Source organism: Bacillus sp. B2-WWTP-C-10-Post-4 (genome assembly GCF_009183805.1).
GTDB classification, from domain to species: Bacteria; Bacillota; Bacilli; order Bacillales; family Bacillaceae_G; genus Bacillus_A; species Bacillus_A cereus.
Map to the genome: position 1 here is coordinate 1 of NZ_WEII01000090.1, position 14,876 is coordinate 14,876.

Genomic DNA, 14,876 nt, shown 5'->3' on the forward strand with positions numbered 1-14,876 from the left:
CACCCGTTCCCATACCGAACACGGAAGTTAAGCTCTCTAGCGCCGATGGTAGTTGGGACCTTGTCCCTGTGAGAGTAGGACGTCGCCAAGCAACTAAAAACACAAGTCATTTGACTTGTGTTTTTTTTATTTCCCATGAAATAGATTTGGTTCCATTAATAAAAAATTTGAAATATAGTAAGGGATTTTTTGAGCAGAAATACTTAAAAATTGATAAATAAATGGATAATCTTCAGAACTATAACTACCAAGTAAGTCATACCACCAATCTGTTTCATACCTAGAAATCATGCTTAAATTATAGAGCAATAAATAATGAATGAGGAGTTCAGGTAATATTGGCTTAGGATTTCTAGGATCAGTCGTAAGTGGCAAATAATAAGTATTAGTAAGATGTTCATAGTATAAAGGAGTACTGTACATAGGATTCCATGATTGAATGGGCGCTGTAAAAAGTAAATTCGATTCATTTGTCTTCTCAGGTACGTGCTGTATTGATAAATGCTTACAAGATGTTTCAATGTAACGAGAAAATCTCTCTTTAGTCATATGTAATCGATCTAGTAGGTTGACTGAAAAGGAGAGCTCATTTTTAATTGTTGAATCGATTTTATATAAAGTTGATCCTTTTTGACTATAACGAAATAAATTTTGTAATTCTGGAATATTTCCCATTAATTCTAACATGTTAAATTTTTCTGCTTCTAAGTGTTTCATGTGAAACAGTTGTTCTGCAACATGAGTAAATAATCCGTTTTTTTGTACCTTCACCTCATCTTCTAAAAATTGATACCCTTGTTTTTTTCGTTTGCGAGTTGTAACGCCATGAGCTAAAACAGTAGTGGATTCAGGATAGTTAGGGTCAATAGTTAGTAGGCATGCTTTAAAAAGTTGACTAATTCCATAAAATAACAACATTGGTTGAATGGAAAATGGAGCTGTCTTATATAATTCATAATAATTTTTCCCGTGTTCTAAGTAATAAATAAAGGGATAACAATTTTCAAAACTTTTTTTTTCGGCATCCTGAATAGAGGATTTTTCGTAACAACGGGCAAGATAACGTTGTACGTTTTGAGATGAAAAAAAGAAACTTAACTGCTGCCAAGTACAAGATGTTTGATGCATATATTACGCTCCTTTTATTGTCTAAAAATTCTAACATATATATACGTCCTTGACAGTATTTTAACCAATTGATAAGCTACTAATAATAATTTCTGGTATCATAGGGGGAACAATTATGTGGGAATCTAAATTTGTTAAAGAAGGTTTGACTTTTGATGATGTATTACTTGTACCAGCTAGGTCAGATATATTACCAAGAGAAGTAAGTGTTAAAACAGTTTTATCTGAAAGCTTACAGCTAAACATCCCGTTAATTAGTGCAGGAATGGATACAGTAACAGAAGCTGACATGGCTATTGCAATGGCTCGCCAGGGTGGTTTAGGAATTATTCATAAGAATATGTCTATTGAGCAACAAGCAGAGCAAGTTGATAAAGTAAAGCGCTCTGAAAGCGGCGTTATTTCAGATCCTTTCTTCTTAACGCCAGAACATCAAGTATATGATGCAGAACATCTTATGGGAAAATATCGTATCTCAGGTGTACCGGTTGTAAATAATTTAGATGAGCGAAAATTAGTTGGTATTATTACAAACCGTGATATGCGCTTCATCCAAGACTACTCAATCAAAATTTCTGACGTAATGACAAAAGAACAATTAATTACAGCTCCAGTTGGTACTACACTGGAAGAAGCTGAAAAGATCCTACAAAAGTATAAAATTGAAAAACTCCCTCTTGTTGATAATAACGGTGTATTACAAGGGCTTATTACAATAAAAGATATTGAAAAAGTAATTGAATTCCCAAACTCTGCTAAAGATAAGCAAGGACGCTTATTAGTTGGAGCAGCAGTTGGTGTAACAGCGGATGCTATGCTTCGTATTGATGCATTAGTAAAAGCTAGTGTAGATGCAATTGTACTTGATACAGCACATGGGCATTCTAAAGGCGTTATTGATAAGGTAAAAGAAGTTCGTGCTAAATATCCATCACTAAATATTATCGCTGGAAATGTTGCTACTGCTGAAGCAACGAAAGCACTAATTGAAGCTGGTGCAAACGTAGTTAAAGTTGGTATTGGACCAGGTTCTATTTGTACAACACGCGTTGTAGCCGGTGTTGGTGTACCACAATTAACTGCGGTTTATGATTGTGCAACAGAAGCTCGTAAACACGGCATTCCAGTTATTGCTGATGGCGGTATTAAGTACTCTGGTGATATGGTGAAAGCTTTAGCGGCAGGAGCACATGTTGTTATGCTAGGTAGCATGTTTGCAGGTGTTGCAGAAAGCCCTGGAGAAACTGAAATTTACCAAGGTCGTCAATTTAAAGTGTATCGTGGTATGGGTTCTGTCGGTGCGATGGAAAAAGGAAGTAAAGATCGTTACTTCCAAGAAGGCAATAAAAAACTTGTCCCAGAAGGTATTGAAGGACGAGTACCATATAAAGGACCTTTAGCAGATACAGTTCACCAATTAGTTGGTGGCTTACGTGCAGGTATGGGATATTGCGGAGCACAGGATTTAGAATTCTTACGCGAAAACGCACAATTCATTCGTATGTCAGGTGCTGGCTTACGTGAAAGTCATCCTCATCACGTACAAATTACAAAAGAGGCTCCAAACTACTCATTATAATGTCTTATATACAAATAGACAGAGATTTGATATCTCTGTCTATTTTTTTTTGATTATGTTAGAATAACGGTTATGTGAGTACATAGATATTGGGGGTAGCAAAAGTGAAAGGTATGTTTTGCAAAAGATTCATTGCTTTGGTAACAGTGCTTACACTAGCTTGTAGCATTTTTATGCCATATAGCAATGCATCAGCTGAAACAGGAGCCGCTTTAAACATTGAAGCAGGTGCGGCAATTTTAGTAGAAGCGAATTCTGGGAAAATTTTATATCAAAAGAATGCAGATGAATTATTATCCATTGCTAGTATGACAAAGATGATGAGTGAATATTTAGTTCACGAAGCAGTGGATAAAGGAAAACTTAAGTGGGACCAGAAAATTAAGGTTTCTGAATATGCATATAAGGTTTCACAAGATGCTTCATTATCAAATGTTGCATTAGAAAATGGTGGCTCTTATACAGTAAAAGAGTTATACGAGGCAATGGCAATCTTTTCTGCAAATGGTGCAACAATTGCATTAGCAGAAGCAATTGCAGGTAAAGAAGTAGACTTCGTAAAAATGATGAATGATAAATCGAAAGAACTAGGGTTGAAAAATTATAAATTTGTCAATTCTACAGGTTTAACGAATAAAGATTTAAAGGGAATGCATCCTGAAGGAACAACAGCGGATGAAGAAAATAAAATGTCTGCAAAGGATGTTGCAACTTTAGCACAACATTTAATTAAAGATTATCCAAAAGTGTTAGATACAGCAAAAATCCCTAAAAAAGAATTCCGTCCAGAAAAAGAGAAGTTTGCAATGTCGAACTGGAACTGGATGTTAAAGGGCTTAGTTAAAGAATATGATGGCGTAGACGGCCTAAAAACAGGCTCAACTCCAGAAGCAGGAGATTGCTTCACTGGTACGGTTGAAAGAAACGGAATGCGTTTTATTTCTGTAGTTATTAAAACAAGTTCTCATACAGCACGTTTTGATGAAACAAAGAAGCTATATGATTATGGATTTGCTAACTTTGAAGTAAAACAAATGTATAAAAAAGGTTCTTCAGTAAAAGGACAAGAAACAGTACGAGTAGAAAATGCGAAAGATAAAGATGTAGCAGTTCAAACGAAACAAGCAATTTCACTTCCAGTGCCAAAAGGAAGTAAAGATGTTTATAAAACGGAATTAAAAGAATCAAGTAAGGGACAAGAAGCACCTATTAAAAAGGGAGCTGCGCTTGGTCAAATGGTAATTACGCCAAAAGATACAAACGACCCTGGATTTTTAACTGGTAAGTCACTGCAAGTGGATCTTGTAACAACATCTGAAGTAGAAGAAGCAAACTGGTTTACTCGTGCTATGCGCGGAATTGGTTCATTCTTTAGTGGCATGTGGAATAGTGCTGTTGATACAGTAAAAGGTTGGTTTTAAAAGCTCCTCATGATAGGAGCTTTTTTTTATTCCTATTTTTCATACCGACTTTATGAAAAAGTAGTAGACAAGCATCTGATAGTTAGTGGTAGAATGTAAGAGTATTCTTAATTTTCGCCTTTAACGGGGGAAAGCAATTCACCTAGGGGGGTTTTTGTACATGACAAATGTAACAGGGACAGAACGTGTAAAACGTGGAATGGCAGAAATGCAAAAAGGCGGCGTTATTATGGACGTAGTTAACGCTGAACAAGCAAAAATTGCAGAAGAGGCAGGCGCAGTTGCCGTTATGGCATTAGAGCGTGTACCAGCAGATATTCGTGCAGCAGGTGGCGTTTCTCGTATGGCAGACCCAACAATTGTTGAAGAAGTTATGGGTGCGGTGTCAATTCCGGTTATGGCAAAATGCCGTATCGGTCACCTTGTAGAAGCACGTGTATTAGAATCATTAGGGGTAGACTATATCGATGAGAGTGAAGTATTAACTCCTGCTGATGAAGTATACCATTTAAATAAACGTGATTACACAGTTCCATTTGTATGTGGTTGCCGTGATATCGGAGAAGCTGCACGTCGTATTGCAGAAGGTGCATCTATGCTTCGTACAAAAGGTGAACCAGGAACAGGAAACATTGTAGAGGCAGTGCGTCATATGCGCCAAGTCAATGCAGAAATCCGTCAAGTTGCGAGTCTACGTGAAGATGAGTTAATGACATATGCAAAAAATACTGGCGCTCCTTACGAAGTATTACTTGAAATTAAACGTCTTGGTCGCTTACCAGTTGTAAACTTTGCGGCAGGTGGTGTAGCAACACCAGCAGATGCAGCATTAATGATGCAACTTGGTGCTGATGGGGTATTTGTTGGATCTGGTATCTTCAAATCAGAAAACCCAGAGAAATTTGCACGTGCAATCGTTGAAGCAACGACTCATTATGAAGATTACGAACTAATTGCAAGCCTTTCTAAAGGATTAGGTAATGCAATGAAGGGTGTCGAAATTTCAACGTTATTACCAGAACAACGCATGCAAGAGCGTGGATGGTAATTAAAGGAGAACTTTAAAATGGTGAAAATTGGTGTACTAGGTCTTCAAGGTGCAGTTCGTGAGCATGTAAAATCAGTTGAAGCAAGTGGTGCAGAAGCTGTTGTTGTAAAGCGTATAGAGCAACTTGAAGAGATTGATGGTCTTATTTTACCAGGCGGTGAAAGTACAACAATGCGCCGTCTTATTGATAAGTATGCTTTCATGGAACCACTTCGTACATTTGCAAAGTCTGGTAAACCAATGTTTGGTACATGTGCAGGGATGATTCTTCTTGCGAAAACACTTATTGGCTATGAAGAAGCACATATTGGTGCTATGGATATTACAGTTGAGCGCAATGCGTTCGGACGCCAAAAGGATAGTTTTGAAGCTGCGCTTTCAATTGAAGGCGTGGGTGAAGACTTCATTGGTGTATTTATCCGTGCGCCGTATGTTGTAGAAGTAGCTGATAATGTTGAAGTGCTTTCTAAGCATGGTGATCGAATGGTAGCGGTAAGACAAGATCAGTTTTTAGCTGCTTCATTCCATCCGGAATTAACAGATGATCATCGTGTGACAGCATACTTTGTTGAAATGGTAAAAGAAGCGAAAATGAAAAAAGTTGTATAAGTAACTTGCAACTTGTATAAGATTATAGTAAATTGATGGTAACAATTTTATAAAATAAGCGTGTTGATAGGAAATAGTAACAAATGTCGTTTCTTATAGAGAGTCGATGGTTGGTGGAAATCGATAGAAACAGTTTGCGAATCCATCCTGGAATGGAATGTGGAATATCTTTTGGATTAGTAAGCATTCCCGGTGAAGAGCCGTTATTTCTACTTGAGAGGAAAGCGGTAATGCTTTCAACTAGGGTGGCAACGCGGGTTAACTCCCGTCCCTTTATATAGGGACGGGAGTTTTTTGTGTTTTATAAAATAAAAGGAGGAGTATATAATGCTTGATATTAAATTTTTACGTACAAACTTTGAAGAAGTAAAAGCGAAATTACAGCATAGAGGCGAAGATTTAACTGATTTCGGCCGTTTTGAAGAACTTGATACGAGAAGAAGAGAACTACTTGTTCAGACAGAAGAATTAAAAAGTAAACGTAACGAAGTATCTCAACAAATTTCTGTATTAAAGCGCGAAAAGAAAGATGCAGAGGCTCTAATTTTAGAAATGCGTGAGGTTGGAGAAAAAGTAAAGGATCTTGATAACGAACTTCGTACAGTTGAAGAAGACTTAGAAAGATTAATGTTATCTATTCCAAATATCCCTCATGAATCTGCTCCAGTTGGTGAAACAGAGGATGATAATGTAGTAGCACGTACTTGGGGAGAAGTGAAAGAATTTACTTTTGAGCCAAAACCACATTGGGATCTTGCTACTGATTTAGGAATTTTAGATTTTGAACGCGCTGGGAAAGTAACAGGAAGCCGCTTCGTATTTTACAAAGGTGCTGGTGCAAGATTAGAGCGTGCTTTAATTAGCTTTATGCTTGATCTTCATACTGATGAGCATGGATATGAAGAAGTATTACCTCCATATATGGTAAACCGTGCAAGTATGACGGGAACAGGACAACTTCCAAAGTTTGAAGAAGATGCATTCCGTATTGAAAGTGAAGATTACTTCTTAATTCCAACAGCTGAAGTACCTGTAACGAATATGCATCGTGATGAGATTTTAAATAAAGAGCAATTGCCTATAAGATATGCTGCATTTAGCTCTTGCTTCCGTTCTGAAGCAGGTTCAGCTGGTCGTGATACACGTGGTTTAATTCGCCAGCATCAGTTCAATAAAGTAGAGCTTGTGAAGTTCGTAAAACCAGAAGATTCTTATGAAGAATTAGAAAAATTAACAAATGATGCAGAACGCGTGTTACAATTATTAGAGTTGCCATATCGCGTTATGAGCATGTGCACAGGCGATTTAGGATTTACAGCAGCGAAGAAATACGATATTGAAGTATGGATTCCAAGCTATGGCACATATCGTGAAATTTCTTCTTGTAGTAATTTTGAAGCTTTCCAAGCGAGACGTGCAAATATCCGTTTCCGCCGTGAGCCAAATGGAAAACCAGAACATGTTCATACATTAAATGGATCTGGTCTTGCAATCGGACGTACGGTTGCAGCTATTTTAGAGAACTACCAACAAGAAGATGGTACAATTATAATTCCAGAAGTTCTTCGCCCTTATATGGGAGGAAAAACAGTTATTAAGTAAATTTAAACATTCATCGGTATGAGTGATTGGTAATTATGAGCGTTGTCAGTACTGTAATGTAGGAAGGGGAAAGTAAAATTTTCCTTTCCTCATAATTTATTTTAGTAGGGTTGACTAACTGTTTTTCTTTTGATATTATATTTGATGTCAATATGGAGGTATACCCAAGTCTGGCTGAAGGGATCGGTCTTGAAAACCGACAGGCGGCGAGAGTCGCGCGGGGGTTCGAATCCCTCTACCTCCTCCAGATATAATTGACAACAGCGCATATAAGTGGAGATTGGAGAACTCGTTACCAACACGTAACGAGTTTTTATTTTAAAACCAATCATAAAGTATGGTGTAAGGTAATTTTGTCCTTATTACACACTCATATTCCGATGATTATCTTCATAGATATGAAAGGAGTCAACATGGATCTTATTATACAAACGTTTCCTTTAGATGGAAAAACTTTATATTATGTACAATGTCCTGTCTGTAAGAACAATAGAATTTTAAACAGTGGTGCAAACGTATCACGCATTATTAGTGATGATACATTCCGTAAACTTTGTGGTTGTACTTGTGATGTAAAACAAGCTACGAGTAAAGTAGAGGCGCCAAAACAAGTTAAAAAAGCAGCTGTAAAGAAAGCGGCGGCTCCAAAACGTACAGGTAAAGTATTAACGGCAGTAATTAACGGGAAAGAAATGACTGTTAAAGAGATTGCTGAAGCATACGATATTAGTACAAGTACTGTTCGTCAGCGTATTAACGCAGGAAAACCTGAGAGTGAAATTATTGCTCCAACAAAGAAGAAGTAATTTAATAGGAAAACCCGTGCATATGCACGGGTTTTTTATTTTACAAGTTTACGTGTTTGTTTTAAAAAATGGCCAATTTTTTTAATGATTGGTTCGATTGAATCACCATCTTTTAAAATATCGTACTCATTAATATTTAAGCGTAATACAGGGCATGAATTAAAGTTGTTAATCCAGTTTTCATAACGTCCATGCATTTCTTTCCAGTACTCAATTGGTGTTTGCTGTTCCATTGGGCGCCCGCGTTCTTGAATACGATCGACAATATCATCGAAAGAACCTTCTAAGTAAATTAATAAGTCTGGATGAGGGAAGTAAGGAGTCATGACCATAGCGTCAAATAAACCTTTGTATGTTTCATAATCAGTTTCCGTCATTGTTCCTTTTTCATGATGCATCTTTGCGAAAATTCCAGTGTCTTCGTAAATGGAACGATCTTGAACAAAACCGCCACCATATTCAAAAATTCTTTTTTGTTCCTTAAATCGTTCTGCTAAAAAGTACACTTGTAGGTGGAAGCTCCAGCGAGTGAAGTCCGCATAGAACTTGTCCAAATATGGATTGGAATCTACTTTTTCAAATGATGTGCGATAACCTAAAGCATTAGCTAATGCAGTTGTCATAGTTGATTTACCCACACCTACCGTTCCGGCGATAGTGATTACTGCGTCATTGGGTATATCATATTTTTGCCTTAAATTCATTATTATTTCGACTCCTTTAAGAGAGTATTTTGAAGGGCAGATAGGATGACGTTTAAATCATCAGGATTTTTTACAAAATCCATATCGTCTCCATTAAATTTCAATACTGGTATTTCCGGATGATCTTTTTTAAAAGCATCCATTGCTGTTTCATAATCTTTTGTGAGCTGTAGTAAGTAATTTGGATCCATGTTTTTTTCAAATTCTCTTCCGCGCATGGCGATTCGTTTTTGCAATGTTTCTAGGCTAGCTGTTAAATAAACAATGACATTTGGCACAGGCATATCTTGTGTAAGGATACGATAAATTTGCATGTATTTGTCATATTGGGAGTCTTTTAATGTGCGGGATGCAAAAATTAAATTTTTAAAGATATGGTAATCCGCTACTACTGGTTTCCTTTGATTCAAATACTTTATGTTAATGTCTTCTAATTGTTTGTATCTATTACAAAGAAAGAACATCTCTGTTTGAAAACTCCATTCGTCGATGTCTTCATAGAACTTTCCTAAAAAGGGATTTTCATCAACAATCTCTTTTAGTAAGTGGAGTTGCATGTGAGTTGAAATTTCCTTCGCAAGTGAAGTTTTTCCAACACCAATTGGTCCTTCAACCGTGATAAATGGTACTCCGGTCACGCTGTTTCCTCCTTTCAATCAGTGATTTACCGTGACTACTAAAAACACAAAACAGAATTATTGTAGCACAAGAGGGAAGCGAGCGGGTTAATTTGATATAAAAAGTTAGAAAATAGATATATGTATTAATTAAATTTTATTTTGGTTGATGATGTTATAGTTGCTTTCAATGTAGTTTCCATTATTTTTAAAGCATGTATATTATCTTGGTCGTTGTTAGAGGCGATACAATCCTCTGGTACATACAATGTATAATTTCTCATATGAGCATCATTAGCTGTAAATAGAATACATATATTTCCGGCAACCCCTGTTAATATTAGATTTTCTATTTTTAAATAACCTAGTAATGAATTTAAAGGTGTTTCATAAAAAGCGGAATAATGTGGTTTAATAAAAATGTAATCATCAGAACTTGGAGCAATCTTATGGATTATGTTTTCGCTATATTCATTTGTACAATGAGTAATAAGTTGGTCGATATCAGATCTCCACAGTTGATAATGGTCATTAACGTAAATTATAGGACAGCCGAAGGATTTCATTTTTTTCTTTAATTGTAAAATAGGGTTTGTTATAATTTCACATTTTTTAGCTAGAATGGGTCCGTGGGAAAATTGAAAGTCATTAATCATATCGATAATGAGCAAGGCGGTATTTTTCATATGTAATCCCCTCTCTTTTTTCTTTTAGGGTGGATTGAATTTGTAAAAGTTATCCCCTGTGTAGTAAATGGAAATAAGTGTACTTTATTTGTAATGAAAGGACTATGTTATGGAACAAGATCAAGATATTTATTTTATGCAATTAGCGATAGAAGAAGCTAAAAAGGCAGAGGAAATACAGGAAGTACCAATTGGAGCAGTTATAGTGTTAGATGGTGAGGTAATTAGTGTTGCCCATAATTTAAGGGAAACTGAGCAGAGATCAATAGCTCATGCTGAGTTGCTAGCGATAGATGAGGCGTGTAAAAAATTAGGGACATGGCGTTTAGAAGATGCAACATTGTATGTAACATTAGAACCTTGTCCAATGTGTGCAGGTGGAATTGTTTTATCACGAGTGAAGCGAGTTGTATATGGTGCAAGTGATCCGAAGGGCGGATGTGCAGGGACATTGATGAATCTTTTAACGGATGAACGCTTCAATCATCAATGTGAAGTAGTATCTGGTGTACTAGAGGAAGAATGCGGTACGTTGTTAACAAGCTTTTTTAGAGAGCTTCGTAAAAAAAGAAAAGCAATAAAAAAATTAGAGAAGAATACTGGGAACTAACGTATTTGCATTTTATAAAGAAACAAGTTATACTGATAATGCCTTTAATGAAGGCAACCGAATATTGGTTTTAACTTTGCCGTGCTAAGCGGGGAGGTAGCGGTGCCCTATACTCGCAATCCGCTCTAGCGAGGCCGAATCCCCTCTCGAGGTTATGTTGCTGTAAGGTCTGCCTTAAGTAAGTGGTGTTGACGTTTGGGTCCTGCGCAACGGGACCCCGTGAACCTTGTCAGGTCCGGAAGGAAGCAGCAATAAGCGGGTCTTCTCGTGTGCCGCAGGAGTGCCTGAACCGAGCTAACTGCTTGAGTAACGCTTATGGTACGTAATCGACGGAGGGTGCACGGCAGTTATATATGTATACAAAACTCACCTTAATACAAAGGTGAGTTTTTTGTATAGAAAATAACTTTTGGAATCTATAAACAGAATGGGTTATAATAAATGAGATAATAACCTTTGAGGGAGGCCGTATTTTCGTGTCATACCAAGCGTTATACCGAACATGGAGACCGCAAAAGTTCGAAGATGTAGTCGGTCAAAAGCACGTGACAAAAACGTTGCAAAATGCCCTTCTTCAAGAGAAAGTTTCACATGCTTATTTATTTTCTGGCCCGAGGGGAACAGGAAAAACGACAATTGCAAAAGTATTTGCAAAAGCAATTAACTGTGAACATGCTCCGGTAGCTGAACCTTGTAATGAATGTCCTTCTTGTTTAGGAATTACACAAGGATCCATTTCAGATGTATTAGAAATTGATGCGGCTTCAAATAACGGTGTAGATGAAATTCGAGATATTAGAGATAAAGTAAAATATGCTCCAAGTGCTGTAGAATATAAAGTATACATTATTGATGAAGTTCACATGCTTTCTATGGGTGCATTCAATGCGCTTTTAAAAACCTTAGAAGAGCCGCCAGGACATGTTATCTTTATTTTGGCGACAACAGAACCTCATAAGATCCCGCCTACAATTATTTCACGTTGTCAGCGTTTTGAATTCCGAAAAATATCAGTGAATGATATTGTTGAGAGATTATCAACGGTCGTGACAAATGAAGGTACGCAAGTGGAAGATGAGGCATTACAAATTGTTGCGCGTGCTGCTGAAGGTGGTATGCGTGACGCACTTAGTCTTATTGATCAGGCTATATCTTATAGTGATGAGACCGTTACGACAGAAGATGTATTGGCCGTAACAGGATCTGTTTCTCAGCAATACTTAGGCAATTTAGTAGAATGCATACGTGAAAATGATGTATCAAGAGCATTGCAAATCATAGATGAAATGATGAGTAAAGGGAAGGATCCAGTTCGTTTTATGGAGGATTTCATTTACTATTATCGTGATATGCTTTTATATCAGACTTCACCGCAACTAGAACATATGTTGGAACGAGTAATTGTAGATGATCAATTCCGTAAGTTGAGTGAAGAAATGCAACCGGAAGTGATCTATGAGATTATTCATACCCTTAGTAAGGGACAACAGGAAATGAAGTGGACAAATCATCCGCGTATTTTCTTAGAAGTTGTTATGGTGCAATTGTGTCAACAGTTTATGATGCAAGCAAATGGTACAGATCGTTTGCAAGCAATTATGAACAGGATGCAGCAACTGGAGAAAGAGTTAGAGCAAGTTAAAAAGAACGGTGTGCCAGCTGGTGTACAACAGGAAGTAAGAGAGACACGTGCAACACCAAAGCCGGTAAGAACAGGAAGTATGAAGATTCCTGTCGGACGTGTAAATGAAGTATTAAAACAAGCGAAGCGTCAAGATTTAGAACAATTAAAAGCTGTATGGGGTGAGTTGTTAGGAAGACTCAAATCATATAACAAAGTAGCGTTTGCTGTTTTACTAGAAAATAGCGAACCAGTGGCAGCTTCAGATGACACTTACGTTTTAGCATTTCAATATGAGATTCACTGTAAGATGGCGAGCGAAAATCGAGAAGCTATGGATACAGTAGAACAAGCTTTATTTGAATTGCTAAGTAAAAGGTTAAATATGATTGCCATTCCAAAAAGTGAATGGGGTAAAATCCGTGAAGACTTTTTACAACGTGAAGGTGGAGAGTCTGAAGAAAGCCCAGAGAAAAAGGGAGATCCTCTTATAGAAGAGGCAGTGAAATTAGTAGGGCAAGAACTCATTGAAATAAAAGAGTAATAATAATTAGGAGGAATTAATTATGATGCGTGGCGGAATGGGAAATATGAATAACATGATGAAACAAATGCAAAAGATGCAAAAGGACATGGCGAAAGCACAAGAAGAGCTTGGTGAAAAAACAGTTGAAGGTACAGCTGGCGGCGGAATGATTACAGTTATCGCAAATGGTCACAAGCAAATTCTTGAGGTGAAGATTAAAGAAGAAGTTGTAGATCCAGAAGATATCGAAATGCTACAAGACTTAGTATTAGCTGCAACAAATGATGCACTTAAAAAGGCTGATGAGCTTTCAAACTCTACAATGGGTAAATTTACAAAAGGCTTAAACTTACCAGGTGGAATGTTCTAGGAGGATATTGATACATGCATTATCCAGAACCAATATCAAAACTAATCGATAGTTTTATGAAGTTGCCAGGTATCGGACCGAAAACAGCGGTTCGATTGGCATTTTTCGTATTAGATATGAAAGAAGATGATGTGTTAGGTTTCGCGAAAGCACTTGTAAATGCGAAGCGAGATTTAGCGTACTGTTCTGTATGCGGACATATTACTGATCGTGATCCTTGTTATATTTGTAATGATTCACATCGAGATCAATCAGTTGTTTGTGTCGTACAAGAACCGAAAGATGTAATCGCGATGGAAAAAATGAAAGAGTATCAAGGTGTATATCATGTGTTACGTGGTGCGATTTCTCCTATGGAGGGAATTGGACCGGAAGACATTAATATCCCGCAACTCTTAAAGCGACTACATGATGAAACGGTACAAGAAGTGATATTAGCAACAAACCCTAATATTGAAGGGGAAGCTACAGCGATGTATATCTCCCGCCTCTTAAAACCTACAGGCATTAAAGTAACTCGTATTGCACATGGTCTGCCAGTTGGTGGAGATTTAGAATATGCAGATGAAGTGACATTATCCAAAGCGTTAGAAGGTCGCAGAGAAGTATAAGAGGAGAAACGAAAATGTTCTTTCAAAAAAAGGGTAAATTGCGTAAAGAGTATGACGATAAGTTAATTGTACTTTTGGAAAAAGTGAAGAATGAGTGGTTACGTCAGAAGAGAATGGTCGAACAAAGTGTAGAACCGTCTCAAGATGTCATTTGTTCTTTGAAAATAGCAGAGGCGAAATATTTCTTTTTGTTGAAAGAAGCAAAGCGTCGTCCTGTAAAAATGGAACAATGGTAAAAGGTTCTGCTTTCTAAGCAGGCCTTTTTATTTTGTTTTTTAAATGCTGAGGTATTGTTTTATTTAGTTTATATAAAAGAGATGCTGCATATGATAACTGTTCTTTTTTATTGTCTTGTCCCATACAAATAGATGTATAGGTCATTCATAAGGAGGAAAAAATGAATTCTACAATTATTATTGTTGGCATTCTTACTTTAGTATTTATTTTTCTTGTTTTTGGTGTTGCCTCTAAGCCGTTACGTTTTATAGGTAAGGTGATTTTTCATGTTACTTTAGGAATAGCATTGCTTTTTATCGTAAATGTTGTAGGGACATATTTTGATTTTCATATCCCGATTAACATGGGGACAGCAGCAATAACGAGTTTGTTAGGCTTACCGGGTGTGGCAGCATTAGTGATTATTAAGCTTTATATCATGCCAAGATAAAATTATTTTGGCATTTTTTTAAAAAGTGTTGACTATTAAATGATTAATATGGTAAATTAATAAGCGTCGTCAGCAACGAAAGAAAAAAGCTGTTGACAGATTTAACGAGAAGTGTTAAATTATAAAAGTCGCTGAAACGCGATGTTGAACTTTGAAAACTAAACGAAACAAACAACGTGAAACGTCAATTTTTATTTTAGATGCTAGACAAACTAACTTTATTGGAGAGTTTGATCCTGGCTCAGGATGAACGCTGGCGGCGTGCCTAATA

General features: G+C 36.9%; 16 protein-coding genes, 1 tRNA gene, 1 rRNA gene, 1 other RNA gene and 1 other annotated feature. Of the genes, 15 read left to right on the forward strand and 4 right to left on the reverse strand.

Annotation, left to right across the window (positions count from 1 at the left end; genetic code table 11):
- Positions 1–91, forward strand: a 5S ribosomal RNA gene (gene rrf / locus GBN78_RS23665); the annotation flags it as partial.
- A gap of 35 nt (positions 92–126) precedes the next feature.
- Here the strand turns inward: rrf and GBN78_RS23670 are convergent.
- Positions 127–1,128, reverse strand: coding sequence for a YaaC family protein (locus GBN78_RS23670; RefSeq protein ID WP_000554288.1), 1,002 nt, complete (start codon positions 1,126–1,128; stop codon positions 127–129).
- A gap of 115 nt (positions 1,129–1,243) precedes the next feature.
- Here GBN78_RS23670 and guaB point away from each other — a divergent pair, with 115 nt between their 5' ends.
- The 7 genes from guaB to GBN78_RS23705 all read left to right on the forward strand — a co-directional run bounded on the left by guaB (position 1,244) and on the right by GBN78_RS23705 (position 8,193).
- A complete protein-coding gene (guaB, locus tag GBN78_RS23675) occupies positions 1,244–2,707 on the forward strand; it encodes an IMP dehydrogenase (protein WP_000264088.1) in 1,464 nt (487 codons plus the stop codon).
- A gap of 113 nt (positions 2,708–2,820) precedes the next feature.
- On the forward strand, positions 2,821–4,128 hold the full coding sequence (gene dacA, locus GBN78_RS23680; protein WP_125653127.1) for a D-alanyl-D-alanine carboxypeptidase DacA: 1,308 nt from the start codon (positions 2,821–2,823) through the stop codon (positions 4,126–4,128).
- A 160-nt stretch (positions 4,129–4,288) separates the two neighbouring features.
- Positions 4,289–5,176 carry a pyridoxal 5'-phosphate synthase lyase subunit PdxS gene (gene pdxS, locus GBN78_RS23685; protein ID WP_000186165.1) on the forward strand — a complete coding sequence of 296 codons (888 nt, stop codon included), beginning with the start codon at positions 4,289–4,291 and terminating at the stop codon, positions 5,174–5,176.
- A gap of 18 nt (positions 5,177–5,194) precedes the next feature.
- Complete coding sequence (pdxT, locus tag GBN78_RS23690) at positions 5,195–5,785, forward strand: pyridoxal 5'-phosphate synthase glutaminase subunit PdxT (RefSeq protein WP_000238783.1); 591 nt, start codon at positions 5,195–5,197, stop codon at positions 5,783–5,785.
- A 54-nt stretch (positions 5,786–5,839) separates the two neighbouring features.
- Positions 5,840–6,061, forward strand: a binding site (T-box leader).
- Positions 6,062–6,112: 51 nt separating this feature from the next.
- Complete coding sequence (gene serS, locus GBN78_RS23695) at positions 6,113–7,387, forward strand: serine--tRNA ligase (RefSeq protein WP_000884186.1); 1,275 nt, start codon at positions 6,113–6,115, stop codon at positions 7,385–7,387.
- 154 nt (positions 7,388–7,541) lie between these two features.
- Positions 7,542–7,634: transfer RNA gene (locus GBN78_RS23700), tRNA-Ser, on the forward strand.
- A 166-nt stretch (positions 7,635–7,800) separates the two neighbouring features.
- Positions 7,801–8,193, forward strand: a complete 393-nt coding sequence (locus tag GBN78_RS23705) for a sigma factor-like helix-turn-helix DNA-binding protein (RefSeq protein ID WP_000364196.1) — start codon at positions 7,801–7,803, stop codon at positions 8,191–8,193.
- Positions 8,194–8,228: 35 nt separating this feature from the next.
- Here the strand turns inward: GBN78_RS23705 and GBN78_RS23710 are convergent, their stop codons facing one another.
- The 3 genes from GBN78_RS23710 to GBN78_RS23720 form a co-directional block, all read right to left on the reverse strand.
- On the reverse strand, positions 8,229–8,897 hold the full coding sequence (locus GBN78_RS23710) for a deoxynucleoside kinase (RefSeq protein WP_001053585.1): 669 nt from the start codon (positions 8,895–8,897) through the stop codon (positions 8,229–8,231).
- A 2-nt stretch (positions 8,898–8,899) separates the two neighbouring features.
- Complete coding sequence (locus GBN78_RS23715) at positions 8,900–9,535, reverse strand: deoxynucleoside kinase (protein ID WP_000148218.1); 636 nt, start codon at positions 9,533–9,535, stop codon at positions 8,900–8,902.
- A gap of 125 nt (positions 9,536–9,660) precedes the next feature.
- Positions 9,661–10,200, reverse strand: a complete 540-nt coding sequence (locus GBN78_RS23720; RefSeq protein WP_000798712.1) for a cysteine hydrolase family protein — start codon at positions 10,198–10,200, stop codon at positions 9,661–9,663.
- 109 nt (positions 10,201–10,309) lie between these two features.
- On the opposite strand from GBN78_RS23720, the gene tadA reads away from it, so the two are divergent.
- From tadA to GBN78_RS23760, 7 genes are all read left to right on the forward strand, one after another.
- Positions 10,310–10,810, forward strand: coding sequence for a tRNA adenosine(34) deaminase TadA (gene tadA, locus GBN78_RS23730; RefSeq protein WP_000434332.1), 501 nt, complete (start codon positions 10,310–10,312; stop codon positions 10,808–10,810).
- Positions 10,811–10,889: 79 nt separating this feature from the next.
- Positions 10,890–11,154: signal recognition particle sRNA large type (gene ffs, locus GBN78_RS23735), an RNA gene on the forward strand.
- 132 nt (positions 11,155–11,286) lie between these two features.
- Positions 11,287–12,975, forward strand: a complete 1,689-nt coding sequence (dnaX, locus tag GBN78_RS23740; protein WP_000121576.1) for a DNA polymerase III subunit gamma/tau — start codon at positions 11,287–11,289, stop codon at positions 12,973–12,975.
- Between the two features lie 25 nt (positions 12,976–13,000).
- Positions 13,001–13,327 carry a YbaB/EbfC family nucleoid-associated protein gene (locus GBN78_RS23745; RefSeq protein ID WP_014894853.1) on the forward strand — a complete coding sequence of 109 codons (327 nt, stop codon included), beginning with the start codon at positions 13,001–13,003 and terminating at the stop codon, positions 13,325–13,327.
- A 14-nt stretch (positions 13,328–13,341) separates the two neighbouring features.
- Positions 13,342–13,938, forward strand: a complete 597-nt coding sequence (recR, locus tag GBN78_RS23750) for a recombination protein RecR (RefSeq protein ID WP_000559169.1) — start codon at positions 13,342–13,344, stop codon at positions 13,936–13,938.
- Positions 13,939–13,952: 14 nt separating this feature from the next.
- Positions 13,953–14,174, forward strand: a complete 222-nt coding sequence (locus GBN78_RS23755) for a YaaL family protein (RefSeq protein ID WP_000466019.1) — start codon at positions 13,953–13,955, stop codon at positions 14,172–14,174.
- A gap of 161 nt (positions 14,175–14,335) precedes the next feature.
- Entirely contained in the window at positions 14,336–14,605 is a 270-nt protein-coding gene (locus GBN78_RS23760; RefSeq protein ID WP_001089273.1) for a pro-sigmaK processing inhibitor BofA family protein, read from the forward strand.
- The last annotated feature ends 271 nt before the right edge of the window (positions 14,606–14,876 follow it).